The 25829-nt window shown below is 63.2% G+C and carries 18 protein-coding genes; 5 read left to right on the top strand and 13 right to left on the bottom strand.

Translation table 11 applies throughout. The features are described from left to right. Positions 1-8 precede the first annotated feature (8 nt). The 9 genes from ACZ0BA_RS04700 to ACZ0BA_RS04660 all read right to left on the bottom strand — a co-directional run bounded on the left by ACZ0BA_RS04700 (position 9) and on the right by ACZ0BA_RS04660 (position 13639). Positions 9-1943 (bottom strand): glycoside hydrolase family 97 protein, encoded by a 1935-nt coding sequence (locus tag ACZ0BA_RS04700; RefSeq protein WP_463450174.1) that lies wholly within the window; start codon positions 1941-1943, stop codon positions 9-11. Between the two features lie 99 nt (positions 1944-2042). Beyond that, positions 2043-2810 carry an SDR family NAD(P)-dependent oxidoreductase gene (locus ACZ0BA_RS04695; protein WP_463450173.1) on the bottom strand — a complete coding sequence of 256 codons (768 nt, stop codon included), beginning with the start codon at positions 2808-2810 and terminating at the stop codon, positions 2043-2045. 63 nt (positions 2811-2873) lie between these two features. Next, complete coding sequence (locus ACZ0BA_RS04690) at positions 2874-4442, bottom strand: aldehyde dehydrogenase (NADP(+)) (RefSeq protein WP_463450172.1); 1569 nt, start codon at positions 4440-4442, stop codon at positions 2874-2876. Further along, complete coding sequence (araD1, locus tag ACZ0BA_RS04685) at positions 4439-5431, bottom strand: AraD1 family protein (RefSeq protein WP_463450171.1); 993 nt, start codon at positions 5429-5431, stop codon at positions 4439-4441. The genes ACZ0BA_RS04690 and araD1 overlap by 4 nt, the downstream gene beginning before the upstream one ends. Positions 5432-5448: 17 nt before the next feature. Next, positions 5449-7194, bottom strand: a complete 1746-nt coding sequence (locus tag ACZ0BA_RS04680; protein ID WP_463450170.1) for an IlvD/Edd family dehydratase — start codon at positions 7192-7194, stop codon at positions 5449-5451. 150 nt (positions 7195-7344) lie between these two features. Continuing rightward, the gene (locus ACZ0BA_RS04675) at positions 7345-8406 is read right to left on the bottom strand and encodes an aldose epimerase family protein (RefSeq protein ID WP_463454708.1); all 1062 of its coding nucleotides are present in this window, start codon (positions 8404-8406) and stop codon (positions 7345-7347) included. 116 nt (positions 8407-8522) lie between these two features. After that, a complete protein-coding gene (locus ACZ0BA_RS04670) occupies positions 8523-9476 on the bottom strand; it encodes a glycoside hydrolase family 43 protein (RefSeq protein ID WP_463450169.1) in 954 nt (317 codons plus the stop codon). A 19-nt stretch (positions 9477-9495) separates the two neighbouring features. Further along, complete coding sequence (locus tag ACZ0BA_RS04665; RefSeq protein WP_463450168.1) at positions 9496-10851, bottom strand: MFS transporter; 1356 nt, start codon at positions 10849-10851, stop codon at positions 9496-9498. A 79-nt stretch (positions 10852-10930) separates the two neighbouring features. Further along, on the bottom strand, positions 10931-13639 hold the full coding sequence (locus tag ACZ0BA_RS04660; RefSeq protein ID WP_463450167.1) for a TonB-dependent receptor: 2709 nt from the start codon (positions 13637-13639) through the stop codon (positions 10931-10933). 317 nt (positions 13640-13956) lie between these two features. On the opposite strand from ACZ0BA_RS04660, the gene ACZ0BA_RS04655 reads away from it, so the two are divergent. After that, on the top strand, positions 13957-14430 hold the full coding sequence (locus ACZ0BA_RS04655; RefSeq protein WP_463450166.1) for a hypothetical protein: 474 nt from the start codon (positions 13957-13959) through the stop codon (positions 14428-14430). A 57-nt stretch (positions 14431-14487) separates the two neighbouring features. Here the strand turns inward: ACZ0BA_RS04655 and ACZ0BA_RS04650 are convergent, their stop codons facing one another. Together ACZ0BA_RS04650 and ACZ0BA_RS04645 are read right to left on the bottom strand one after the other, a co-directional pair. Then, positions 14488-15147: an NF038120 family PEP-CTERM protein gene (locus ACZ0BA_RS04650; RefSeq protein WP_463450165.1), complete on the bottom strand. Its 660-nt coding sequence runs from the start codon at positions 15145-15147 to the stop codon at positions 14488-14490. Between the two features lie 106 nt (positions 15148-15253). Continuing rightward, on the bottom strand, positions 15254-16753 hold the full coding sequence (locus tag ACZ0BA_RS04645) for an AMP nucleosidase (protein ID WP_463450164.1): 1500 nt from the start codon (positions 16751-16753) through the stop codon (positions 15254-15256). A 141-nt stretch (positions 16754-16894) separates the two neighbouring features. Here ACZ0BA_RS04645 and ACZ0BA_RS04640 point away from each other — a divergent pair, with 141 nt between their 5' ends. The 3 genes from ACZ0BA_RS04640 to ACZ0BA_RS04630 all read left to right on the top strand — a co-directional run bounded on the left by ACZ0BA_RS04640 (position 16895) and on the right by ACZ0BA_RS04630 (position 22541). Beyond that, positions 16895-20929, top strand: a complete 4035-nt coding sequence (locus ACZ0BA_RS04640; RefSeq protein ID WP_463450163.1) for a Pls/PosA family non-ribosomal peptide synthetase — start codon at positions 16895-16897, stop codon at positions 20927-20929. A 203-nt stretch (positions 20930-21132) separates the two neighbouring features. Further along, positions 21133-21795, top strand: a complete 663-nt coding sequence (locus tag ACZ0BA_RS04635; RefSeq protein ID WP_463450162.1) for a PEP-CTERM sorting domain-containing protein — start codon at positions 21133-21135, stop codon at positions 21793-21795. A gap of 2 nt (positions 21796-21797) precedes the next feature. Continuing rightward, entirely contained in the window at positions 21798-22541 is a 744-nt protein-coding gene (locus ACZ0BA_RS04630) for a polysaccharide deacetylase family protein (RefSeq protein WP_463450161.1), read from the top strand. Between the two features lie 10 nt (positions 22542-22551). Here ACZ0BA_RS04630 and ACZ0BA_RS04625 read toward each other — a convergent pair whose 3' ends face one another. Beyond that, complete coding sequence (locus ACZ0BA_RS04625; RefSeq protein WP_463450160.1) at positions 22552-23094, bottom strand: hypothetical protein; 543 nt, start codon at positions 23092-23094, stop codon at positions 22552-22554. Between the two features lie 30 nt (positions 23095-23124). Continuing rightward, the gene (gene bla, locus ACZ0BA_RS04620; protein ID WP_463450159.1) at positions 23125-24000 is read right to left on the bottom strand and encodes a class A beta-lactamase; all 876 of its coding nucleotides are present in this window, start codon (positions 23998-24000) and stop codon (positions 23125-23127) included. Positions 24001-24117: 117 nt separating this feature from the next. Between bla and ACZ0BA_RS04615 the strand changes: the two genes are divergently transcribed. Further along, on the top strand, positions 24118-25737 hold the full coding sequence (locus tag ACZ0BA_RS04615) for an FAD-dependent monooxygenase (RefSeq protein WP_463450158.1): 1620 nt from the start codon (positions 24118-24120) through the stop codon (positions 25735-25737). Positions 25738-25829: the final 92 nt, after the last annotated feature.

Raw genomic sequence — 25829 nt, 5'->3', positions numbered from 1 at the left:
TCTCCTGATTACTGTTTTATTGTTATCACGAAGCCGCCGTGCGGCTTGATGGTTACTGCTGCTTTTTTGCCGCCGGCGATTTCGCGTTGGCTAAAACTACGTTCGCCTTCACCGTCGGCGATGATCGTTCCCTGCTTGGCGCCGGCAAAGGACAAGTCCAGTGTCAGCGCCTTGTCGGATTCGGTGGCGTTGATGCCGGCGATGTACCAGGTGTCGCCCGCGCGACGCGCCACCACCGCGTACTTACCCGGGTACCCGTCAACCAGGCGGCTGTCGTCCCAGCTGCGCGGCAACTCCTGAAGGAAGCTCTTGACGTAGGCCGGCACGGTCGCCATCCCCTCCGGCACTTCAGCGAAATGCTGAATGCCCGAAACGTACAGCACCGATGTCGCCAGTTCGAAGCCATTGCTGCTGGTGCGCTTGATCTTGGGGATATCGCCGAACACCATCGGCGTGAAGTCCATCGGATCGAACAGATTGCGAGCGAACGGCATCATCGCCGCGTGGGTCGGCATCTTGTCCTCGTCGGCCTGCTCGAAGGTGGTGAACTCCATGCCGCGCACCGCTTCCATCGTCATCAGGTTGGGCCAGGTGCGGGTCCAGCCGCGCGGCAAGGTCGCGCCGTGGAAGTTGACCAGCAGGCCAGCCGCGGCGGCGTCGTTCAGTATATCGACGTAATAGGCAATCATCGACTGCGCATCGCCGTTGAAGAAGTCGATCTTGACGCCCTTGATGCCCATCTGGCGCAGGCGTTTGAACTCCGCCACGCGCTGCTCGTGCGTCAGCAGTTTGCCTTTTGGCGAGTACTCGGTCGAGTTCCATGGACCGGACGAGTTGTACCAAACCAGCACGCCGACCTTCTTGGTGGCGGCGTAGTCGGCCAGTTCCTTCATCTTTTCGTAGCCGATCTTGCGGTCCCAGTCGGCGTCCACCAGCGTGTAGTCCCACTTCATGTCGGCGGCGTAGTCGATGAACTTCTTCTGCACGTCGAAGACGGTGGCGTCATCCTTCAGCAGCGCCCAGCTCCACGAGGCGTGGCCCGGCTTGACCAGCTGCTTGTCGAACGCGATCGCCGGCGCGGCCAGGTCGGTGCCAAGGGTCGAACCGACCACGGTCGACAACGAACCAAGCGCCATCAGGCGCCAAGGCGAGGTCAGTGTGCCTTCGACATCGGCCAACAGGCCACGGTCCGGGAATACTTCCTCTTTCATCGGATTGCCGATGCTGTATTTGCCGCCTTTGGAATCTGGCGCCAGGCGCGATCCCTGGAAGCTGCCATCCATGCCCGCTTCCGAGATCGCCAGCCAGTTGTCGCCGGCCTTGAACAGTGCCGGGAATACCCAGCCGGCCGGCGACGGCGAGACCGTGCCGACCGGGATGTCCATCTGGTAGTGCTCTTCGTAGGACGGATTGGTGCGCCCCCAGCCAGTCTGCGCGACGGCGATCGGCTGCAGCCAGGCCTTGGCCGATGTCGGCAGCGCGAACGTGGTGCGTTCCTGGATCAGTTTTTTGCGCGGCAGCGACGGCTCGGCGACGATATAGCGGAAGGCGACGCCGTCGTTCGACACGCGGAAGACGATCTCCATTTTCTGCTTTTGCGCGTTCTGCACGGAGTAGGTTTGTTCGTTGGCGCTGTAGGTGATGTCACGCTTTTTACCCGTGGCCATCTGATACTTGTCGGTGACGGTGCTCACCTTGGAGCTGGCGGCGATCGTCAGCGCGCCGGCCAGGTCGGCGCCTTGCAGCTGCAGCCCGAGTTCGGAGGCCAGTAGCACCGGCTTGCCGTCGCGGGAGACGGTGTAGGTCAGGGGTTTGCCGGGTGACTCGTTCAGCTGGACGCTGATGTGACGGTCGGGGCTCGTCAACGCGCCGGGGGACGCCGCTAAAGCGGTCGACGCGGCTGTGGCGCCCACCGCGACAGCGGAGATAAATTTATTCACCATGTTCTCACCAATTTTTTAGGGTTATGTAGCCCCGCCACTCTAAGGGTGGTGTCTCCGGGGCGGCGAACGGTTTTGCTGGTGCTTCTACTGCGTTACAACTTAAACCCATCCTCCATCGACGATGAACTCTTGAGCCGTGCACATGGCGCCGTCGTCGGCGGCCAGGAACAAAATCATCGAGGCGATATGCTGCGGCATCAGCTTCGTCGGCATGCACTGGTTACGTTTGATATCCTGCTCGCCCGCATCGTCCAGCCACAGGTCGATCTGACGCTGCGTCATCACCCAGCCCGGCGTGACTGTGTTGATGCGGATGCCGTGGGCGCCGAATTCGCGCGCCAGGCCGCGGGTCAGGCCATGGGTCGCCGCCTTGGAGGTGGCATACACCGGATATCCGGCGTTCTTGACCTGCCAGGAGATCGAGCCGACGTTGATGATCGAGCCGCCGCCCTTTTCCTTCATGCCTTCGAACACGGATTGGCAGGTGAAGAACATCGGGCGCTGGTTGATGGCGATACGCTCGTTCCAGTAGTCGACGGTGACGTCCTTGGTTGCGTGGCGCTGGTCGTTGGCGGCGTTGTTGACGAGGATGTCGAAGGAACCGATGATGCCGGCCAATTCCGCCATGGTGGACTGTAACGCCGGAATGTCGGTGATGTCGCAAACGCGGAACTCCGGCTCGGGGTAGCCGGCTTCCTTGACGCGGCGAACCAGTTCCAGGCTGGCGTCGCGGGCGATGTCGACAAAGGCCACTTTGGCGCCCTGCTCGGCGAATGAAATCACCATCGCCTCGCCGATGCCGGTGCCGCCACCGGTGATGAACACGCGCTTGCCGCGCAGGCTGGCGAATTTTGCCAATTGGGTCATACAGTCTCCGTTATTTTTATAGACGAAAGCCCCGCCGTAGCGGGGCCGGTACAGCCACCACGATCACTTGTGGGTCAGTTCACCTTCAAGCCGGCGCCATGCCGCGCCGCCTTCGTCACGCAGCACTTGCGGCAGCAGCGGCTGCGGCAGGTTCTGGTACGAGACCGGACGCAGGAAGCGCGCGATCGCGCCGGTGCCGACCGACGTGCTGCGGCCGTCCGACGTCGACGGGAACGGGCCGCCATGGACCATGGCGCTGCAAACTTCCACGCCGGTTGGATAGCCGTTGGCCAGGATGCGGCCGACTTTACGTTCCAGCACCGGCAGCAGTTGCTGCGCCGCGTCCAGGTCCGCATCGTCCATCAGCAAGGTCGCGGTCAGCTGGCCTTCCAGTTTTTCGGCGATCTGGCGCATTTCAGCGATATCCTTGCAGGCGACAACCAGCGAGGCCGGGCCGAATACTTCTTCCGACAGCACGTGTTGATCCAGGAATGCCGCGCTGCTCGTATCGAACAGCGCAGGAGCGGCCTTGCCTTCAGACTGCGGCGCCAGCGCCAGCGTGTTGACGTCGGCGTTGTCGGCCAGTTGCGAGATGCCGCGCTTGTAGCTGCCGGCGATACCCGGCGACAGCATGGCGCAGGCCGCGCCGCCTTCGAGCGCCTTGGATGCGGCAGCCTTGAAGCGCTCCAGATCCGGGCCGGCGATACCGATCACCAGGCCTGGGTTGGTGCACATCTGGCCCACGCCCAGCACCAGCGACGCCGAGAAGCCGGCGGCCAAATCCTCGGCGCGGCTGGCCAGAGCCTTCGGCAGCAGGAACACCGGATTGATCGAGCTCATTTCGGCATACACCGGAATCGGCACCGGACGCGCGGCGGCCACCGCCATCAGCGCCAGGCCACCGCCACGCGAGCCGGTGAAACCAACCGCCTTGATCGATGGATGACGCACCACCTGTTGGCCGATGTCGTTGCCGACACCAGTGACCAGCGAGAATACGCCGGCCGGCAGGCCGCAAATCTCGACCGCCTTGACCACCGCGCGGCCAACCAGCTCCGAGGTGCCGGGGTGGGCAAAGTGCGCCTTCAGCACCACCGGGCAGCCGGCCGCGAAGGCCGATGCGGTGTCGCCGCCGGCGACGGAGAACGCCAGCGGGAAGTTACTGGCCGAGAAAACAGCGACCGGACCGAGTCCGATCATGCGCATGCGGATATCGGGACGCGGCGGCGCGCGATCAGGAAGCGCCTTGTCGATGCGGACGTCGTTCCACGAACCTTCACGCAGCAGGTTGGCGAACAATTTCAACTGGCCGACGGTACGGCCACGTTCACCCTCGACGCGTGCGCGCGGCAGGCCGCTTTCAGCCATCACGCGCTCGACCAGCACATCGCCCAGGGCCATGATTTGTTCGCCGACGGTTTCCAGGAACACGGCGCGCTTCTCGTCGCTCAGCGAACGGAAGGTGTCGAAGGCCGCTTCTGCCAGGCGGCAAGCCTGGTCGATCTGATTGACGTCCGCCGTCGTGAACTCCGGGTCCATCGACTGCTGCAGCGCTGGATTGTAGGCGCGGAAAGCGGCGCCGGTGCCTTTGACGGCCTGGCCGCCAATCAGCGAATCGCCGGTGATGATCATAAGGTCTTTACTTTCGCTACTTCGGTTTTGTACACGGTCAGCTTGTTGCGCAGCGCAGGGCCGAACTGTGGCGACTCGATCTCGAACGTTTCGCCCGGCTTGACGACGATGTTGTCGGCCACGCTCAGGGTGGCGGTGCCGAAGAAATGGATATGCACATCGCCGGCGCGCTTGAACAGCGGGTATTTGAAGTGGTGGTGTTCCAGATTGCCGATGGTGTGCGACATATTCTGCTCGCCGCTAACGAACGCCTTCTCCCAGCGTACCTTGCCGTCGACGTCGTAGATGCGCGAGGTGCCCTGGATATTGGCCGGCGCTTCGCCGACCAGCAGCGCCGGGCCAAGGCCGCAGGCGCGCAGCTTGGAGTGGGCCAGGTACAAATAGTTTTGACGTTCGGTCACGTGGTCCGAAAACTCGTTGCCGATGGCGTAGCCGACGCGGTAAGGCTGGCCGTCGTCGCCGATCACGTACAAACCGGCTACTTCCGGCTCTTCGCCGCCGTCGAGCGCGAAGTCGGGCATGCTCAGGTCCTGGCCGCTGGCGGACACGATCGAGCCGTCACCCTTGTAGAACCATTCCGGCTGTACGCCGGCTTCACCTGCGGCGGGCTTGCCGCCTTCGACGCCCATGCGGAACATCTTCATGGAGTCGCTCAGGGTCTCGACATCGCCACCGATTTTCTTGTGCATGGCGTCGCGGGTGTCTGCACTGCCCAGGTGCGTCAGGCCGGTGCCGGTGACGTAGGTATGCGCGTCGTCGGTGTGGTCCAGTGGCGCCAGCAGGCGGCCGGCGGCGGTGACGGCTCCAAACGAAGCGGTGGCGCTGCCGACCGATTTGTCCACCAGCGCGGCCAGGCCGGTAGATTTGCGGATCGCATCCTGGGCCAGCGCGTAAGTGGTGCTGTAGCCGTCGATGATGCGGATGGTGTCTTGTTCCAGCACGCCGATCTGGCGCGCGCCTTGTTCGTTCTTGAATTGTACGAGTAACATGGTATCTCCGGATTTGATTAGTGCGAGTGGCGAGGAACAGCCGAGCCACGATTCCCGACCAGGAAATCGAAGTCGCAACCTTCATCCGCTTGCAGCACGTGTTCGATGTAGAGCTGCTGGTAGCCGGTCTTTGGACCTGGCGCGCTGCCCGGCACGCGGGCGGCCTGGCGTTCGGCCATTTCGGCGTCCGAGATTTCCAGGTTCAGCAAACCGCCTGCGCAATCCAGAGTGATCCAGTCGCCATCCTTGACGATGCCCAGCGGGCCGCCGGCCATCGCTTCCGGCGCCACGTGCAGCACGACGGTGCCGTAGGCGGTGCCGCTCATGCGGGCGTCGGAGATGCGGACCATGTCCTTGACGCCGGCCGCCAGCAGTTTAGGCGGCAGGCCCATGTTCCCTACTTCGGCCATGCCCGGATAACCTTTCGGGCCGCAGTTCTTCATCACCAGCACCGAGTTCGCGTCGACCACCAGATCCGGATCGATGATGCGGCTCTTATAGTGTTCAAAGTCCTCGAACACCACGGCCTGGCCGCGATGCTGCATCAGTTCAGGCGTCGCCGCCGATGGTTTCAGCACGGCGCCGCGCGGCGCCAGGTTACCGCGCAGGATGCAGATGCCGCCATCCTTCAGCAGCGGCTTCTCGAGCGGACGTATCACTTCGTCGTCGTAGATCGGCGCGTCCTGGCAGTTTTCCCAGATGGTCTTGCCGTTGACGGTCAGCGCGTCCGGGTTGGGCAGCAGCTTGCCCTCGCCCATGCGGCGGATCGCGGCCGGCAGGCCGCCTGCATAATAGAACTCTTCCATCAGGAAGCGGCCCGACGGCAGCAGGTCGACGATGGTCGGCATGCCGCGGCCGACGCGGGTCCAGTCTTCCAGTTCCAGATCGACGCCAATGCGGCCGGCGATGGCTTTCAGGTGGATCACGGCGTTGGTCGAGCCGCCGATGGCGGCGTTGACGCGGATCGCGTTCTCGAAATTCTCCTTGGTCAGGATCTTCGACAGCTTCAGGTCTTCCTTGACCATGTCGACGATGCGCATGCCCGACATGTGGGCCAGCACGTAGCGGCGCGCGTCGACCGCCGGAATGGCGGCGTTGTGCGGCAGCGAGGTGCCCAGCGATTCGGCCATGCAGGCCATCGTCGACGCCGTGCCCATGGTGTTGCAGGTGCCGGCGGAGCGGGAGTGGCCCGCTTCGGCGGCGAGGAAATCGTGCATACTGAGTTCGCCGGCCTTGACCTGTTCGTGCAACTGCCAGACGGCGGTGCCGGAGCCGATATTTTTGCCGTTCAGCTTACCGTTCAGCATAGGGCCGCCGGTGACGACGATGGTCGGGATGTCGACCGAGGCGGCGCCCATCAGCAGCGCAGGGGTGGTCTTGTCGCAGCCGACCAGCAGCACGACGCCGTCCATTGGATTGCCACGAATGGATTCTTCGACGTCCATGCTGGCCAGGTTACGGGTCAACATGGCGGTGGGACGGAGATTCGATTCGCCGTTGGAGAAGACTGGGAATTCAACCGGGAAGCCGCCGGCTTCGAGGATGCCGCGTTTGACGTGTTCCGCCAGTTTGCGGAAGTGGGCGTTGCAAGGGGTCAGTTCAGACCACGTGTTGCAGATGCCGATAATTGGTTTGCCCTGGAATTCGTGATCAGGAATGCCCTGATTTTTCATCCAGCTGCGGTACATGAAACCGTTTTTGTCCTGGGTGCCGAACCATTCGGCGGAGCGCAGCTTTACCTTCTTGTTTTCATTGTCAGACATGCAATTCTCCTCAGTATTTTCCTGTGCGGAGACGTGAATGTCATGCCCCCGCATCGATAAAGCATACTAAAGTGGACTGAGATATCTTTCCAATAAATTATTAATCAACTTCGATATCAAAATCGGTATCAAGGCGCTCCGCGAGACGGTTTATTGGTCGGTGCTGAAGCGGTAAGCCATCACGGTCGAGTATTCCTCACCCGGACGCAGTATTGTCGACGGAAAATCAGGCCGGTTCGGCGAATCGGGGAAGTGCTGCGGTTCGAGGCAGAACGCGCTGCGATAGCTGTAGATCCGCCCTTTTCCGGTCATCTTGTCATTCATGAAATTCCCGCTGTAGAACTGGATGCCCGGCTCTTGGCTCCACACCTCCAGCACACGGCCGGAAGCCGGATCGCGCACGCGGGCCGCCATCTCCAGCGCGCCCGGCTTCGATTTTTTCAGCACGAAGTTATGGTCGTAGCCAAAGCCGTTGCGCAATTGCTCATCATCCTGGTCGATACGCTCGCCGATCGCATGCGGCGTGCGGAAGTCGAACGGCGTGCCCTCGACCGGCGGCAAATCGCCGAGCGGGATCTGCACATCGTCGATCGGCGTGTAGGCGTCGGCCACGATGGTCAGCTCATGGCTCAGGATATCGCCCTTGCCGGCCAGGTTGAAATACGCGTGGTTGGTCAGGTTGACCGGTGTGGCCTTGTCGGTGATGGCGTGGAATGCGATACGCAATTCGTTATCGTTGCGCAGCTCATAGATGACCGTCACTTCCAGGTTGCCGGGATAGCCCTGCTCCCCGTCGGCGCTCAGATAACTCAGTATCAGGCCGGCCGACTGCGGGGTGGTGAAGGTTTCCGCGGTCCACAGGCGGCGGTGGAAGCCGTCGATCCCGCCATGCAGGTGATTGACGCCGTTGTTGACGTCCAGCGCGACGGTTTCTCCGTCGAGCGTGAAGCGCGCGTTGGCGATGCGATTGCCATAACGGCCGATCAGCGCGCCGAAGTAATGGGAGTCGCCCATGTACGCGGCCACATCGTCGTAGCCGCAATTGACATCGGCCAGCGTGCCGCTGCGGTCGGGCACATGGATTTCGGTGATGGCGCCGCCTAGGTTGATGATCTTGACGATCATGCCGTTGGCGTTGGTCAGCGTGTAGCGGGTGACGTCGCGGCCGTCGGCCATTTGGCCGAACGGCGATTCGGTGATCGAGGCTTGCATAATCGAGGCTTGCATAAGATGACTTTCAAATGAGGCGGCGGCCGGGGGGAATGAACCCACCGGCCGCCGCGATTATTCTTTGGCGGTCGCCCAGCGACCGGCCGCACGGACCAAGGTCAGGCGATCGAAGGCTTTCCGAAGACCGGCATGCCCTGCGCGTCCCACTTGAGCGGCTTGACGTAGGTGTGACGGTCCGGATTCCACAGCGGGTCGCCGATAATCTCGGTGTAGGTCCTTGCATGATAAACCAACATGACAGTTTCGCCATCATCGCCAATCGTGAAACTGTTATGTCCCGGCCCATAAACGCCGTGATCGAAGCAGGTTTGCAGCACCGGCTCCTTCAGTTTGGTCCACGAGGCCGGGTCCAGCAGGTCGGCGTTTTCGTCCGCCCACAACAGGCCCATGGCGTAGTTCTCATCGGTGGCGCTGGCCGAGTAGCTGATGAAGATCTTGCCGTTCTTTTTCAGCACCGACGGACCTTCGTTGACCCAGAAGCCGCGGATCTCCCAGTCGAATTCCGGCTTGCTCAGCATGACCGGCGGGCCGCCCAGCTGCCATGGGGTCTTCATCGGCGCGATGTACAGGTTGGAGTTGCCCTCGATGGCGACGTCCTTCTGCGCCCACAGGTAGTAAAGCTGACCGTTGTGGGTGAAGGTGGTGGCGTCCAGGCAGAAGGTGTCGATGCCGGTGTCGATCTGGCCCATGAACTCCCACTCGCCTTCCAGTGGATTGGCGTTGGTGTTACGGATCGCGTACATGCGGTGCTGGAACAGCTTATATTTGATCTCGCGGCTCGGCGCGGCGGCGAAGTAGACGTACCAGGCGCCCTGGTTGAAATGGATCTCGGGCGCCCAAACCAGTTCGCTGTACATGCCGGTCTCCGGCTTGAACCAGACGTCGACCTTTTCGGCGTCAACCAGGCCGGCGATGGTTTTCGCGCGACGCAGCTCGATGCGGTCGTACTGCGGCACCGAGGCGGTGAAGTAATAATAGCCGTCGCTGTGGCGGATGATAAAAGGATCGGCGCGCTGTTCGATCAGCGGCTGCAGTACGTCTTTGCTTTCCATTGCTTCGTTTTCCAAAAAATTAGACTGCCACATAAGAATCGACTCCCATTTGCTTCTTCACTTCCGTGTAATACGCGTCGGTGACCCGGTATTTGAACATCAGGATCCCAGTCAGGGTATGGAAGAAGCCGGGAATGATGGTCATCATCAGCACGATGCCGTGCAGCGCGAACGCGGTCTGCTCGTGGTTCGGCTGATATTGGAAGTACGTCAGCAGGCCTCCGGCCAGCGCGCCGGCCACGCCCATGCCGGCTTTCTGGCACACCGAGATACCGCCGAAAGCGAAGCCGGAAACGCGCTTGCCGCTCTTGACCTGGCCGTAGTCGATGGTCTCGGCGATGGCCGACCAGAACACCGGCGCATGCAGGTCCACCACGAAAGACAGCGCGAAGTACAGCACGAACGCCAGCATGATGTCGCCCGGCTTGACGAAGAAGTAGATCGCCGCGCTGATCACGCCGACGGCGATCTGGCTCCAGCGGAACAGCTTGACCTTGCAATAGAACTTGGTGATCCAGGTCGAGGCGACCATCGACAGGATCGCGGCGACCACGCCGATCGACAGGAAGGTGGCCACGGCGGCGGTGTCGCCGCCCAGGTAATACTTGACGTAGTAAATGGCGGCGGTGGCGCGCAGCACATAGCCAACGGTGCCGGTCACGCAGGCGCCGCACAGGATCAGCCACTGGTCGTTTTGCAGCAGCACCTTGAGCTGCGCCCACAGCGACTGGCGCTCCACCACGTGCACCACGCGCTCCTTGGTGGTGAAGAAGCAGAACAGGAACAACGCCACGCCCATCGCCGCCATCACCGCCATCGCCGCCTGGTAGCCGGTGGCCGCGTTGCCGCCGCCCCAGCGTTCCGACAGCACCGGCACCACCACGGTCACCATGAAGGCGCCGATCTTGGCGAAGAACAGGCGGTAGCCGTTGGCCGACAGGCGCTCCTGCGGATCGTTGGTCAGGCTGCTCGGCAGCGAGATATAGGCCACGCCGACGCCCGAGGTCATGATGGTCATGATGATGTAGGTCGAATAGGCCCAGATCAGTTTAGCGTGGTAGCCCCAGTCGGGCGTGGTGAAGACGAAGAACACGCTGATGCCGTAAGGGACGGCAAGCAGCAGCAGCCATGGGCGATAACGGCCCATGCGCGCGCTCGAATAGCGGTCGGTGAGCTGGCCCACCACCAGGTCGCCGACGGCGCCGACGAATTTGACGACCAGGAACAGCAAGGCCAGGTCGGAGGTTTTCAGGCCGTAGATATCGGTGTAGAAGAACGTGATGATCAACATCATCGACGAAATCACCACGTTCAGCGCCATGTCACCGGCGCCAAAGCCCACTTTTTCCACTAACGATAATTTTTGATTCGACATTCACAACCTCTTAAAAATGCAGCTATCCCGCACAGGCGGGATAGTTTTTAACGACATGGTGACATCAGTATTTCAACTATTAATACTTCAGATTCATCGACAGGCCGACCGTGCGGTCATAGCGGCGCGTATCGCGTGGGAAGATGGTCGAATCCGACCAGTAGTCCTGGAACTTGAAGTTCAACAGATTGGTGCCGGTCAGGTTGACCGTGACATGATCGCTGACCTTATAGCTCAGGGAACCATCGAACGACGACATCGGCTTGACGATCAAATCCTTCGGCACCAGGTTCGGGTTGTTCCTGTCCGGCGTATCGGCGTAGGTGTCGACGAACTTCGAGCGCCAGTTGTACGCCAGGCGCGCCGACCAGCCCTCTTTCTCGTACAGCGCCACGATGTTGTACGACAGGCGCGACATGCCGGCGAACGGCTTGCCTTCGATGTCCTTGTTCTCCGACGCGGTCACGCCGCCTTCGCTGTAGGTCACGTTGGCCTGCAAACCGAAACCGCTCAACCAACCAGGCAAGCCGTCATAGAACTGCTGGTATGCCAGCTCGACGCCCTGCAGGTGGCCCTTGTCCGTGTTGAACGGCCGGGTCGTATTGTAAGGAATACCCTGGAAGGTCTCCGAAATCACGCGGTTCATGATGTAGCCGTCGAAGTTATGACGGAACACCGTGCCGCTAATGGAACCGGTAGGAGCGAAGTACCACTCGAGCGAGGTATCGAAGTTCTGCGCGGTGAACGGCTTCAAGTCCGAATTGCCGCCGCTCGCCGTCGCCACGTTGGTGGTGCCGTTCGGTTTAATGTAAGCGGTGGCGGGATTGAGCTGGGCGAAGTCCGGACGCGTCATCGTCTTCGCATAGGCGAAGCGGGCCAGCAAGTCCTGGCGCAACGCCAGCTTGAAGTTCGCGCTTGGCAGCACTTCGGTGTTGGACGAATCCTTATTGGTCGGCGCCAGGACACCATCGACGCTGTCGTTGGCCTGGATATCCGAGTCGGTCTTGGTCACACGTACGCCAATCACGCCATCGACCGGGAACTGGCCCAGGTCGAAGCCGACCTTTGCTTTGCCGTAGAAGGCGTAGTTCTTCTCCTTGTTGGAGAAGAACGATGCCGGATCGAGCGCCCTGGCCGCGGCGTTTCCAGTAGCGGCGGCGCGGATCGCCGAGGTGTTATTGATCAAATAGCCGGCGCAAGGCGTGGACCACTGCGGCGTGCCGTAGTTTTCGGAAAACTCCGTGGTGCTGCACGCCAGGCCCGGAATGCTGGACATGGCGATACCGGCCGGCGTCGGCACGCTGCCCTCGAACGACTTGATCGAGTTGGCGGTGCGCTCGTTCAGGCGCAGGCCGCCGCTGAACTCCTTGAAGAAGCCGTCGGCTTCCGGCGAATAGGTCACGTCGCCGCGCCAGTCGGTCGACTTGCCGCGATCCTTGCCGTAGCGGTCAAAGAACTGCGACAGGAAGATTTTGCTTGGATCGTTCAGCGCCGGGCTCTGATACTGGACGAACGCGCCGCCGTTAACGTTGGTCTTGACGAACACGTTGTCGACATTTAGGCTGGTGTCGAGGATCGGATTGACCCAATCGAATTTGCTGCGCGTGGTCGCCAGCTCGGTGGTCGCGCGCAGGCCCGGCGCAATACGCCAGTTGGCGCCGACCGCGTACTGCGACGCGGTGCTGGTATTCTCGCGGCCCTGCGTCGACAGGATCGTGAACGCATTGGTCGACGTGATGGTATCGGTCTGGTTGGTGCCGGGGATCTTGGTGACCTTGATCTGGTCAGGCGATGTCGCCCATGGCAGGCCGACGAAGAAGTCGGTCTCCTCGGTGTTTTTCAGCACCGAATGCAGACCCTCCGCATACACTTCCAGATCGGCGCTCGGCTTCCACTGCAGCGCGAAGTTCGCGGCCTGGCGCTTGCGCTGGCCATGCACGTCCTGCAGGCCGACCAGATCGGGACCGGTCAGGTTGGGCGCGGCGAAGCTTTTATCGATCGGGAAGGTCTGGAAGGCGCGCTCCTCCTGGAAGCGGTCCTTGATGGACGACACGCCAAACAGCGCGCCCACTTCACCGATGCCGGTTTTCCAGCGGTTCGACACCATGCCGGACAACTCCGGATCGGTGGCCTTGGCCTTGTCCTTGTTCTTGGCGCCGACCTGCGCGCTGGCGGTGAAGTCTTTGAAGTCGAACGGGCGGTTGGTGCGCACGTCGATCACGCCGGCGATACCGCCCTCCACCTGGTCGGCGCTCTGCGACTTGTAGACGTCGGCGCGCTGCAGCATGGTCGAAGGGATGTCCGCCAGTTTGATATAGCGGCCGGTGGTGGTGAACATCTCGCGGCCGTTGATCAGGGTGGCGATACCCGGCAAGCCGCGAATCAGCACCGTATTGGCTTCGCCGGCGTCGCGGCGCACCTGGATGCCGCTGACGCGGGCCAGGGTCTGGGCCACGTTCGTGTCCGGGAATTTGCCGATATCGTCGGCGACGATCGAATCGATGACGTTGTCCGAATCCTGCTTGATTTTCTGCGCGGTCTGCGCGGCGCGGCGCACGCCGGTCACGGTAACGACGGCTGCGGGAGCGGGAGTGGTGTCGGCGGCCGGGGCCGGGGTATCGACAACGGCGGCAGCGGGTGCGGTGGCAACTGGAGCCGCCGAAGTATCTTGGGCCAAAACCGGGAAGGCGCTCAAAAGGCCGGCGGCGGCGAGGACTGCAACGCTGGATTTGAGGACGAGGCGATGCTTCGCCTGGGACTCGAAAGTCCCGGATGCTGGGTAGTTCATAGGTCTCCAGTTTGTCTGTTATCTGTTTTATGAGAGAGCTGCCACGCAAGGTGCAGCTTTCGGATTTCATCTTAGGGGCTGAGCAAAAAACAAACCAATCAATTTTTTCGGGTTTTTGATACCGAAAAAAGTATCACTAAGGAAAATCTCAATACCGGGGTCAAGTCTGTCATTCGGACACGGCCTGATGCCTACGGTGGGCTACCGCACCCAACGCGGCGGCTGGCGTTTTCCCCGCGCGCCGTGCGGCCCCGCGCGGGTGCTAGACTTTCTCCACTCTCAATGCCGGATCAATCACACCTACCAGGAGTCACAACATGAAAATTAGCAGCCTGCTCTCGTCCGCGCTGATCGGCGCCGTTGCCAGCGCGCGGTCGATGACCCCGATGGCCACCATTTCGGCGGCGCGCCTGGCGAACCGTCACACCTCGGGAAAGCTGGTTTTACTGGATCGTCCCGTGTTCAAATACGGCGCGCTCGCCATGGGCGTGGGCGAACTTCTGGGGGATAAAATGAAGACGGCGCCCGACCGGACGGTCTTTCTGGGACTGTTGGCAAGGGTGGCGAGCGCTGGCATCGCGGGCGCCGCGCTGGCGCCGGAGGGACGCGAAAAGGCTGGTGCGGCGGTCGCGGTGGCCACCGCAGTGCCCCTCGCCTACTTGACGCTTTCGGGCCGCAAACGTGCCATGGCAAGTATCGGTCAAACCCGCAGCGGGCTGATTGAGGATGCGCTGGTCGTCGCAGCCGGCGCCGCGATCGTGGCGCTGGCAACGCGTTCGCAATCCGAATAGCGAACGGTTGTCGATGAACGCGGCCGGCCCCCGACCGCGTCCATTGCTTTGGCCGCTTCAGGCCTTGCGGCGACGACGCGCGGCGAAGCCTGTCATGCCCAGGCCGGCCAGCAGCATCGCGTAGGTTTCAACCTCGGGAACCGCCGTGACGGCGGTGGCGTTGATGTTATCGACCGAGAAGCCGTTGAAAACATCGAGGTCGCTGCCGCTGCTGCTGAAACGGACCGACACGAGGTTGTTGAAGCTCGACGAGAAGGCGTACGACGTGAAATTAAGGCCGCCGTTAGCGCCGGTCGATTTATCGATCTGGAACGACTGATACACGGTCGCGCCGCCCGCCAGCACGCCGGTGACGTCGATCTGATTCGGGATGAAGGCCGAGCCGTCGCCGAAGTTGAAGGTGCCCGCGCCGTCAAAGCTGGACAAGGCGAACAGGCCGCCGCCGCTCCTTGTCATCGTCAGCGACGTCGTGTCCGGGCCATACGGCGCGACGACATAGTGGCTGCCGTTGTCCGGGCACTGTTGACCGCAGTAGGAGCCGTCGGGTGTGACCATCGCCCCATCCCCCACCAGGTTGAAATCGAAGCCGTTCGAGGAAAAATCCCCGGCGGCAAAAACAGGCACGTCTTCAAAATCCACGATAGCGGCTTGCGCGTGGGTGGACAGGATGGCACCGCAGGCGAACAGGGCGGTGGCGGTCAGCGTCTTCAAAGTCATGAGGTCTCCAAAAATATTATTGTGTTTTTGCTTAGTAAATCGGCTGCGATCTTAGCATGCGATTTTGCAAATACACGAATATTTTCTGGCGCTGACCGCCGGTTTTTTACTGGAACGCGACTTCGGTGAAGCTGCGCAGCTTGCGGCTGTGCAGCCGGTCGACGCCCAGATCGCGCAGCATTTCCACAGCGCGGATGCCGATCCGCAGATGCTGGTCGACACGATCGCGATAGAACTTGTTGGCCATGCCCGGCAGCTTGATCTCGCCATGCATCGGCTTGTCGCTGACGCACAACAAGGTCCCATACGGCACGCGGAAACGGAAGCCATTGGCGGCGATGGTGGCGCTTTCCATGTCCAGCGCAATCGCCCTGCTCTGGCTGAAACGCCGCTCGGGCGTGCGTTGCGGCAGCAATTCCCAATTGCGATTGTCAGTGCTGGCCACCGTGCCGGTGCGCATGATGCGCTTGAGGTCGTGCCCGGTCAGCTGCGTCACCTCGGCCACCGCCGCCTCGATCGCCACCTGCACTTCGGCCAGCGGCGGGATCGGCACCCACAGCGGCAAATCCTCGTCGAGCACGTGATCCTCGCGCACATAGCCGTGCGCCAGCACGTAATCGCCCAGCTCCTGCGTGTTGCGCAGGCCGGCGCAGTGGCCCAGCATCAGCCAGGCGTGCGGACGCAGCACGGCGATGTGATCGGTGATCGTCTTGGCGTTGGCCGGGCCGACGCCGATATTAACCATCGAGATGCCGGCGCCGTCCGCGCGAATCAGGTGGTAACCCGGCATTTGCGGCAGGCGCGGCGGCGCGGCGCCAAGCGCGTCGACCGGCTGCACCGATTCGCCGACGCGGCGCGTGACGATATTACCCGGCTCGACAAAGGCGATATAGTCGTGTTCCGGCCCGGCCGCCGCCATCAATTCGTGCCCCAGCTTGACGAACTCGTCTATGTAGAATTGGTAATTCGTGAACAGCACGAACTTCTGGAAATGCTCGCACGAGGTGCCCGTGTAGTGGCGCAGCCGCTGCAGCGAGTAGTCGACGCGCGGCGCCGTGAACAGCGACAACGGATGCGCCTCGCCCAGCGGCGGCTCGTGGGTGCCGTTGGCGATGCCGTCATCCATCGCGGCAAGATTGGGCAAGTCGAAGACATCGCGCATCAACAGGCGCCGTTCGGCCGTCATACTGCCTTCAATGTGCTCGTGCTCGGCAAACGAGAAATGGATCGGGATCGGCTGTGCGCTAGTGCCCACCTCGAGCCGCACCTGTTGATGATGACCGTGATTCTTGAGTAACAGCCGGAACTGTTCCTGATAATAGCGCGCGAACAGATCGGGACGCGTCAGCGTGGTTTCGTAGGTGCCGGGACCGGCGACAAAGCCGAAGGCCAGCCGCGAATCGGCGCGGGCCACGGTATCCGTGTGGACGCGCACGAAGGGATAGCATGCGCGCACGTGCTCGCCGAGATCCTCACCGGCGACAAAGCGTTTCATGGCATCGCGCAAATGGGCGATGTTGGCGTCATAAATGGCCAGAACCTGTTCGTAAGCGGCAATCGGGTCATCAAATTGCATCGGGGCGATATGGGGACGGTTCGGTAACATGTGACTCCTTTTTGAAACGACAAATGAATCAGGGGTTCTTATTACCTATTGTAAAGGCTGTAAGCAGAACTTGCATTCTTCCCATCGAGTAAGATCGAGGCGTACCGTACAATGACATCACGCCCCAAATAAAGTGTCAGCATGAACGAGCCAGTAACACCCCACCTTACGCTTCCGCAATCCCATTCCGACATTCTTTATGGTCAGCAGAACAACGAACTGCTGCGCGAAGAGATTCTGGCCGATCTGCTGGAGACAACCGCCCGCCGGCTTCCCGATCAGGTCGCGCTGATCGCCGGCGAGCGCCAGCTTACTTATCGCGAGCTCGACGAGCAGGCCGATCTGGTGGCGGGACGCTTGATCGAGGCCGGCGTGCGGCCGGGCCAGATCGTCGGACTATGGCTGCCGCGCGGGATCGAGCTGCTGGTGCTGCAGGCGGGCATCGCCAAGGCCGGCGCGGCGTGGCTGCCGGTCGACGAGGACACGCCGGTCGATCGCCTGCAAGTGTGCCTGGACGACGCCGACGGCGCCGGCGTGCTGACCTGCGCCGCCTTCGCGCCCCGCCTGGCCGGCATCGGGCGCCCGGTGTGGACCGCCGAGGCGCTGCTGGACGCCGCCCAGCCACCCCTGGCGCGACGCGGTGACGTGTCGCCCGACTTGCCGGCGTACGTCATCTACACCTCCGGCTCCACCGGCAAACCCAAAGGCATCCTGATCACCCAGCGAAGCATCTGCCACTTCGTGCGCAGCGAAAACGCGGTGCTGGGCGTGACGGCCGCAGACAAGGTGTATCAGGGCTTCTCGGTGGCCTTCGACATGTCGTTCGAGGAGATCTGGATCGCCTATCTGGTCGGCGCCACCTTGTGGATCGGCCCCAAGGAAATCAGCGGCGACCCGGAAACGCTGCCGCGCATGCTGGACCAGAACAAGGTGACGGTGCTGCACGCGGTCCCCACGCTGCTCGCGTTGTTCAACCAGGACGTGCCGAGCCTTCGTCTGATCAATCTTGGTGGCGAAATGTGCCCGGAATCGCTGGTGGAGCGCTGGTCGCGCGACGGCCGCCAGATGTTCAATACTTACGGCCCGACCGAGGCGACGGTATCGGCCAGCCTGGCGCGCCTGCGCCCGGGCCATCCGGTCACCATCGGTACGCCACTGCCCAACTACGGCTTGCTGGTGGTCGATGCCAATCCCGACGCCGCCCCCGGAACGCCTTTGCGCCTGCTGCCGCGCGGCGAGATCGGCGAGTTGTGCATCACCGGCCCCGGTCTGGCCGCCGGCTACCTTGGCCGGCCGGATCTGACGGCGGAAAAATTCCTGGCCAATCCCTGGTCCACCGGCGAGCATGGCGAGCGCCTGTACCGCACCGGCGACCTGGCGCGCATTGCCGCCGACGGCGAAGTGGTTTGCCTGGGCCGCGCCGACGATCAGGTCAAGATACGCGGCTTCCGCGTGGAACTGGGCGAAATCGAGGCGCTGCTGGCGCAGACCGACGGCGTCGGCACCGTGGCGGTGCTGCTGCGCAAGGACGACGGCATCGATCAACTGGTCGCCTACCTGGTCGCCGAAACGAACGTAATGCTGGACCCGCGCGCCCTGCGCGCCGCGCTGGCCGACAAGCTGCCACCCTACATGGTCCCGGGACGCTACGAAATCCTGGACGCCATGCCGCGCCTGACCTCCGGCAAAATCGACCGCAAGACGCTGAAGGCCACGCCGCTGAGCACCGCGCCGGCCGCCGGCGCCGAGGATTCGGACCTGCCCGAAACGCCGGCCGAGGAAGCGCTGTTCGCCGCGCTGGGCAAGCTGTTCCCCGGCCAGCCGATACTGCGCCGCGCCGACTTCTTCTCCGACCTTGGCGGCCATTCCTTCTTTGCCGCACGCTTGGCGTCGGCCCTGCGCGCCGATCCGCGCTACGCCCACGTGACCGTGCGCGACATCTATCAGCAGCGCGAGGTCGGCAAAATCGCGCAGGTGCTCGGCGAGGCGCACAGCGCCAGCGCCGGTGAAGCCGAATGGACGCCGCCGTCCACCGTCAAACGCTGGACCTGCGGCCTGGCCCAGGCGGCCGTGATGCCGGCACTGGTGGCGCTGCGCATGGCGCAGTGGTTGGCGCCCTTCTTCACCTACCACTTCTTCACCGGCGATCCGGGCGACTCGGTCAAGCGCGCCATCGCCGCCTCGGTCGGCGTGTTCCTGCTGGCGACGGTGATGGAATTCGCCATCGCCATCGGCGGCAAATGGCTGATCGCAGGCCGCATCAAGGCCGGCGACTATCCGCTGTGGGGCCTGACCTACTACCGCTGGTGGCTGGCCGACCGCCTGGTCGAGGCGGCGCCCGCGTATCTATTAAGTGGTTCTTCGCTCAACGCCTGGTGGCTGCGCGCGCTGGGAGCGAAGATCGGCCGGGATGTCACGATAGGCTCGATGAGCGTGCGTGCGCCCGATCTGCTGACCATCGCCGACAACGCCAGTATCGGCAACGCCGTCAACTTCGAAAACGCCCGCGTCGAACGCGGCGTGCTCCGTTTGGGCCGCATCACGCTGGAGCGCGACGCCTGCGTCAGCTCCTTCGCCGTCCTCGAAGGGAACACCCACGTCGAAGCGCAGGGCCACCTGGACGGGCAATCGGCGCTGGGCGATGGCGCCCGCGTGCCTGCGGGCCGCATGTGGGCCGGCTCGCCGGCGCGCGACGCCGGCGCCTTCGATCCCGCGCGCCTGCCGCCACGCCCGCAGCTGCCGCGCGCGCGCAGCCTGGGCGAAGGCATCTTCTTCGTCGCCGGCATCCTGCTGATCGTCACGCTGTTCTTCATGCCGGTGTTCCCGAGCTTCGTGCTGATCGACTGGTTCGACGAAATCGGCGTGATGCCGGCGATCCAGGGCGAAGGCATGACCATCCGGCTGCTGCGCTACTTCGTACTGGCCTTCCCCGCCAGCGCGGTGCTGATCCTGCTCACGGCGCTGCTGTCGGCCGGCATCCGCTGGACCGTGCTGCCGAAACTGAAACCGGGCCGCTTCGCGGTACACAGCAACACCTACTGCGCCAAATGGCTGGTCAGCCAGATCCAGGAATCGAGCCTGCAGGTCCTGCACGGCATTTACGCCACCGTGTTCGCGCCGTACTGGTATCGCCTGCTGGGCGCCAAGGTCGGCAAGGACGCGGAAATCTCCACCGCGCTGGGCGTGGTGCCGGACATGCTGACCCTCGGCGACGAGACCTTCATCGCCGATGCCGTCATGCTGGGCGACGAGGAAATCGACGGCGGCTGGATGACGATGCAGCCGACGGTGATCTCCAACCGCAGCTTCGTCGGCAACGGCGCCTACATCCCAGACGGCACCGTGCTGCCCGAACAAGTGCTGATCGGCGTGCATACCCGCGCGCCGGCCAACGCCAGCATGAACAGCGGCGACACCTGGCTCGGCTCCCCGCCCATCAATTTGCCGGCGCGCGAGCAGACCAGCGGCTACCCGGAATCGCTGACGTTCCACCCGTCGGCCATGCGCCGGCTCGGGCGCGGCCTGATCGAGGCATTCCGCATCGTCGCGCCGCACGCGCTGGTGATCGCGGTCGGCTACACGCTGGTGCTGGAGGTGATGCCGGCGGCCGGCGCCGGCCGCTGGGCGGAGGTGATCTGGGACCTGACGCTGGCGGGACTGGTCTACGGCGTCGGCAACTACGTGTTCGTGGCGCTGCTCAAATGGATACTGATCGGCCGCTATCGCAAACGCTCGGCGCCGATGTGGACACCGTTCGTCTGGCTGTCCGAAGGCGTCACCAATCTGTACGAGGGCATCGCCGTCCCCAATTTCATGCGCTACCTGCGCGGCACGCCGTGGCTGCCGCTGGCGTTCAACCTGATGGGCGCGAAAATCGGCAAAGGCGTCTACCTGGACACCACCGACATCACCGAATTCGACTGCGTGCGCATCGGCGACTACAGCGAACTCAATGCGTTCAGCTGCCCGCAGACCCATTTGTTCGAGGACCGGGTGATGAAAATCGACGAAGTCGTCATCGGTTCGCGGGTCTATCTGGGACCGCGCAGCGCGGTGCTGTACAGCGCCGTGGTCGGGGACAACGCGCGCCTTGGCGCATTGACCCTGGTCATGAAGGGAGAGCACATTCCGGCCAACGGCAACTGGTCCGGCTGCCCGGCCGCGCCGGCCCGTTAATATCAAAATAATAGTAACGACCCCGCCGTGGTGCCTGCGGCGAGGTCAATGACTCAACAGTACGCCATGCGATTGGTGAATGTGTTAAATAGCAACGTGACGATCTCACTACAGCAATTAAATTTTCATGATTTCAATTAACAAGTCGGCATGCAATAATGGTATTGTGCTTTTCCTACTTGTTTGAAATTTCGGAGTTTGTCATGTCACCAACACGCTTTTTAGCCATCCCAACCCTTGTCTTCGGTTTGCTGGCCGGCTCGGCCCAGGCAGCCGTCGTCTTCGACAGCTACGGCCCTTTCAACTTCCTCTCTTACAGTCTTGACAACGGTACCAATACCGACGGCTCGCACTACGAACAAAGCCATGCGGTGCGCTTCACGCTGACTGCCGATACCAACATCACCTCGATCAAGACGGCCATCGACAACGCCAGCGGAGAGGGCAAGCTGACCTTGGGCATCATGGCATCGGTCAAGCAGGATTCCACCGGCTTGCCGATCCCCGACGATTTCGAACAGCTGCCGTCGGGCAAGCTGCTGTATTCGAGCGACCTGACCGGCGTGCTGGCGGGCGCCACCCTGTCCAACCTGAACTGGACGCTGGGCGCCGGCACCTACTGGCTCACCGGTTCCGCCTTCGGCACATCGGCGAGCTGGACTACTGGGAACCAGGCCAACTACGCAGTCTCGACCGAAGCAGGCGTGTGGAGCGGCGGGCTCGAAAATATGTTCAGCCCCGCCGCGCTGATCGAAGGCACGCAACTGGCCGTCAGCGCCGTCCCCGAGCCGGAAACCTACGCCATGATGCTGGCCGGCGTGGCACTCGTGTCGGCCATGGCCCGTCGCCGCAAACGCGCGGTCTGAACATGGCGGTCGCAGGAAAAGTCGTCAAACTCCTGGCGTTCGGCTTGCTGGCTTCGCTGGCCGGCGCCGCCTTGGCCGCCGAATGCGGCGCCGACAAGCTCGGCACCACCCGCACCATCAAGCTGCCCCGCGACGGCGCGCTGTACGGCACGCAGCAGCATGCCGCCCTGCCGCTGGAGCAAGGCGAGGTCGTGCTGACGTTCGATGACGGTCCCGAACCGGCGGGCACGCCTGCCGTGCTCGCCGCGTTGGCCAGCCAATGCGTCAAGGCAACGTTCTTCATGATCGGCGACAAGTTGGTACGTTCGCCGGAGCTGGCGCGGCGCGTCGCCGCCGAGGGTCACTCGACCGGCCTGCACAGCAACACGCATGCGCACCTGTCCGAACTTGGCGCACAGCAGCAACTCGACGACCTGCGCAAGAACCAGGCCGCGTACCAGGCCGCGTTCGGGGTGGCCGCGCCGGCTTACCGCTTCCCGTATCTGGAAGAAACGCCGACCATGCTGGCGGCGCTCAAGGCGGCCAAGGTCACGGTCATGTCGATCGACCTGGGCATTAACGACTGGCTGCCGAACGATACCAACGAGATCCTGATGGTGCGACTGGCCGAGAACCTGACCAAGACCGGCCGCGGCATCATTCTCATGCATGACGCCAACGGCCCGACGGTCAAAGCCCTGCCCGACCTGCTCAGGCTATTGAAGGACAAGGGCTACAAGGTGGTCCACGTCGAGTGGGAAAAATAATCCTTCCGCACTAGGGCGACGGCGCATCCAGGAAAAAGATGGCGTGGGCCTTGGCCGGCGCCTTTTCGGTCGGCTTGTCGATCTGCACCTGGGCGCAATCCTCCACCACCAGGCTGCGCCAGTTGCCGACGCCGGCGTTGGCGAACGCCGTATGGGCCTTCGAGCCCAGGCTGATGTCCAGCGCCAGCCGCGCGTTGCGCTCGCCCGTCTTGGCGTAATTGACGCCGCGCAGCTCAAAACCGTAGGCCGTCAGCCAAGGCTCCCACAAGCCGCTCTCGACACCTTCAACGATGCGATCCAGCATGGTCCACAACGGCAAACCCTTTTTGACCACACCACGCAGAACCGCCAGCGACGGCGCCTTGCGCGCGTCCGTGCTGCGCTTACCGGCGCCGCTCTCGCCGATCGCCTTCAATTCCTTGGAAAACGCCGCGTCGCGCTCGGTGTAATCGCGCATGCGCCCATACAACTCGGCGTTGAGGAAGGGATTGGGCGCGCGGCCCACCGGCGCCTCGGCGGGATTTTTGGCTGGCGGCTGTTTTTTGTTCGTCATGGGTGGCCCACTAGTGTTAAGGGCCGTAGTTTAGCCGACCTTGAAGGCATCGATGACAATCTTCGCCGCCTGGCCGAGGATTTCGGGGCGTATTTTGTCATCCTTGCCCGGTTGCGTGAGGTAAACGGCCAGCACGATGGGCGCTTTGCCGCCCGGCGGCCACAGGACGGCGACGTCGTTGACGGTGCCATAGTCGCCGGCGCCGGTCTTGTCGCCCACCTGCCAGCTTGACGGCACGCCGGCGCGGATGCGGGTGGCGCCGGTCGTGTTGCCGATCAGCCAATCCGTCATGATCTTGCGCTTGGCCGGCGGCAGCGCCTCGCCCAAGGTCAGCTTGTGCAGCGACGCCATCATCGCGGCCGGCGTGGTGGTGTCGCGCGGATCGCCGGGGATTGCGCTGTTGAGCGCGGTTTCCCAGCGGTCCAGACGGAACTGCCGGTCGCCGATCGAACGGGCGTAGGCGGTCACCTCTTCCGGGCCGCCGAGGTGGCGGATCAGTAAATTAGCCGCCGTGTTGTCGCTGTACTGGATGGTGGCCGCGCACAGCGCCTCGATGCTCATGCCCCCGTCCAGATGTTTTTCGGTGATCGGCGAATGCGCCACCAGCTCGGCCTTGTCGTAGCGGATATTCTGCTCCAGCACCGACGGCTCGCGCGCCAGCACCGCCGCCGACAACATCATCTTGAACGTGCTGCAAAATGGAAAGCGCTCGTCGGAGCGGTGCAGCAGCTCGCGTCCGTCGGCCGTGTTCAGCGCCGCCACGCCCAGCCGCCCGCCGGAGGCCGCCTCCAGCCGGACCAGCCGCATATCCGGCGGCATGGTCGTGGACGGGGCGGCGTGGGCGCGGGCAAGTGGTGTGGCAGCGAGCGCCAGCAACAGGGTACGGCGGGTAGCGGAATGGGTCATAGAGAACGCAAGTGAGTTGGCGAGGAATAACAATATTGACCAATATAATACCAATTTACCCAACACGCCACCGTCAATTGCGCGCGCCGCATTCGCACGCGCAGGTAGACTGGGTCGATGGTTGCTCAAGTTCTCATCGTTGGCGCCGGCCCCACCGGCCTGGTACTCGCCCTGCGGCTGGCGCGGGCGCGCGTTGCCGTGCGCATCATCGATAAAAACAGCGGCCCGGGGCAAGCTTCCCGCGCCATGGTGGTGCACGCGCGCACGCTCGAATTCTATCGCCAGCTCGGCTTCGCCGATGCCGTCGTCGATCTGGGCATCCGCATCGAAGCCATCCACCTGCGCGAGCACGGCCACGACATCGCCCAGCTGCCGCTCGCGGATGTCGGCGCCGGCATCAGCCCCTACCCCTTCGTGCTGGCCTTCCCGCAGGACGACCATGAAAAATTTTTGGTCGAGCAATTGCGCGCGCAAGGTGTGGAGGTGGAATGGAACACCGAACTTGAATCGTTCACACAGGACGAATGGGGCGTGCGTTCGGTGCTGGTGCACGGCGACCAGCGCATCGCGTGCAGCACGGCCTTTCTGTGCGGCTGCGACGGCGCCCACAGCCGCGTGCGCGAGTCGCTCGCGGTCGGTTTCGGCGGCGGCACCTACGACCATTTGTACTACGTCGCCGACGTCAAAACCGACGGCCCGGCCAATGTCGACCTGGTCGGCCATCTGGGCGCCAATACCTTCGCGCTGATGTTGCCGGTGCGTTCGCGCGGCATGCAGCGCCTGATCGGCATCATGCCGGAGCCGGCCCCGGGCCAGCCGGAGCCCGATTTCGAGGACGTGCGCCCGGTACTGGAGCCCTTGCTCGGCATCAAGGTCGAACAGCTCAACTGGTTCTCCACTTATCGCGTGCATCATCGTGTGGCGTCGCAATTCCGCGTCGGCCGTTGCTTCCTGGCCGGCGACGCGGCCCACATCCACAGCCCGGCCGGCGGACAGGGCATGAATACAGGCATCGGCGACGCCGTCAACCTGAGCTGGAAGCTGGCGCAAGTGTTGCAGGCCGGCGCTCACGGCGCACTGCTCGATACTTATCAGGCCGAACGGCTCACTTTCGCCCGCAAGCTGGTCTCGACCACCGATCGCGCCTTCCAGCTGGTGGTGTCGCAGGGCGCCGGCGGCCAATTGTTGCGCAACTGGCTGGTGCCGCACGTGTTCCCGGTGCTGACCGGCTTTACCGCCGCGCGCCGCACCTTGTTCAAAACAGTGTCGCAGGTGCAGATCCATTACCCGGACAGCCTGCTCAGCGGCGGGCGCGCGGGCGAGATCATCGGCGGCGACCGCCTGCCCTGGGTGCCGCAAGCCGACGGCGGCGACAATTTCGCCCCGCTGCGCAGCCTGGACTGGCAATTGCACGTCTACGGCAATACCGATCCGCTGCTCGCCACGGCGGCGCAGCTGCTGCACCTGCCGCTGCACGCCTGGCCCTGGAGCGAAGCCGCAGCCGAGGCCGGCCTGCTGGAAGACGCCGCCTACCTGATCCGCCCGGACATGCATGTGGCGCTGGCGCTGCCGCGCCAGGAGCTGGACGTGATGCGCGAGCTGATCGACCGCTTCCAGCTGCGCTTTCAGCCGGGATTCGCGGCAGATCCGGAAGCGCCCGCCCGGTCGCCTGCGCCCCCACCTCCGATGCCGGATTCCTTGTCAAAACCGCCGCCGCAATCGCCGTCCCTGTATTAAATCGGCCTTAACGGGCACACAATACTCATTGACAATTTTCCGGCGGACGCGCTATGGTCAGCGTCGCGCCGGCTTGCGGACCATGCGTGTTG

The organism is Duganella sp. AC917 (assembly GCF_979258245.1).
The sequence above is the reverse complement of the archived record's forward strand: the minus strand, read 5'-3'. Positions and strand labels throughout refer to the sequence as shown.

What these genes read in the sequence shown, in the direction of transcription:
- ACZ0BA_RS04700 (WP_463450174.1), bottom strand. Translation starts at nt 1,943, where the DNA reads ATGGTGAATAAATTTATCTCCGCTGTCGCGGTGGGCGCCACAGCCGCG.
- ACZ0BA_RS04695 (WP_463450173.1), bottom strand. Translation starts at nt 2,810, where the DNA reads ATGACCCAATTGGCAAAATTCGCCAGCCTGCGCGGCAAGCGCGTGTTC.
- ACZ0BA_RS04690 (WP_463450172.1), bottom strand. Translation starts at nt 4,442, where the DNA reads ATGATCATCACCGGCGATTCGCTGATTGGCGGCCAGGCCGTCAAAGGC.
- araD1 (WP_463450171.1), bottom strand. Translation starts at nt 5,431, where the DNA reads ATGTTACTCGTACAATTCAAGAACGAACAAGGCGCGCGCCAGATCGGC.
- ACZ0BA_RS04680 (WP_463450170.1), bottom strand. Translation starts at nt 7,194, where the DNA reads ATGTCTGACAATGAAAACAAGAAGGTAAAGCTGCGCTCCGCCGAATGG.
- ACZ0BA_RS04675 (WP_463454708.1), bottom strand. Translation starts at nt 8,406, where the DNA reads ATGCAAGCCTCGATCACCGAATCGCCGTTCGGCCAAATGGCCGACGGC.
- ACZ0BA_RS04670 (WP_463450169.1), bottom strand. Translation starts at nt 9,476, where the DNA reads ATGGAAAGCAAAGACGTACTGCAGCCGCTGATCGAACAGCGCGCCGAT.
- ACZ0BA_RS04665 (WP_463450168.1), bottom strand. Translation starts at nt 10,851, where the DNA reads ATGTCGAATCAAAAATTATCGTTAGTGGAAAAAGTGGGCTTTGGCGCC.
- ACZ0BA_RS04660 (WP_463450167.1), bottom strand. Translation starts at nt 13,639, where the DNA reads ATGAACTACCCAGCATCCGGGACTTTCGAGTCCCAGGCGAAGCATCGC.
- ACZ0BA_RS04655 (WP_463450166.1), top strand. Translation starts at nt 13,957, where the DNA reads ATGAAAATTAGCAGCCTGCTCTCGTCCGCGCTGATCGGCGCCGTTGCC.
- ACZ0BA_RS04650 (WP_463450165.1), bottom strand. Translation starts at nt 15,147, where the DNA reads ATGACTTTGAAGACGCTGACCGCCACCGCCCTGTTCGCCTGCGGTGCC.
- ACZ0BA_RS04645 (WP_463450164.1), bottom strand. Translation starts at nt 16,753, where the DNA reads ATGTTACCGAACCGTCCCCATATCGCCCCGATGCAATTTGATGACCCG.
- ACZ0BA_RS04640 (WP_463450163.1), top strand. Translation starts at nt 16,895, where the DNA reads ATGAACGAGCCAGTAACACCCCACCTTACGCTTCCGCAATCCCATTCC.
- ACZ0BA_RS04635 (WP_463450162.1), top strand. Translation starts at nt 21,133, where the DNA reads ATGTCACCAACACGCTTTTTAGCCATCCCAACCCTTGTCTTCGGTTTG.
- ACZ0BA_RS04630 (WP_463450161.1), top strand. Translation starts at nt 21,798, where the DNA reads ATGGCGGTCGCAGGAAAAGTCGTCAAACTCCTGGCGTTCGGCTTGCTG.
- ACZ0BA_RS04625 (WP_463450160.1), bottom strand. Translation starts at nt 23,094, where the DNA reads ATGACGAACAAAAAACAGCCGCCAGCCAAAAATCCCGCCGAGGCGCCG.
- bla (WP_463450159.1), bottom strand. Translation starts at nt 24,000, where the DNA reads ATGACCCATTCCGCTACCCGCCGTACCCTGTTGCTGGCGCTCGCTGCC.
- ACZ0BA_RS04615 (WP_463450158.1), top strand. Translation starts at nt 24,118, where the DNA reads ATGGTTGCTCAAGTTCTCATCGTTGGCGCCGGCCCCACCGGCCTGGTA.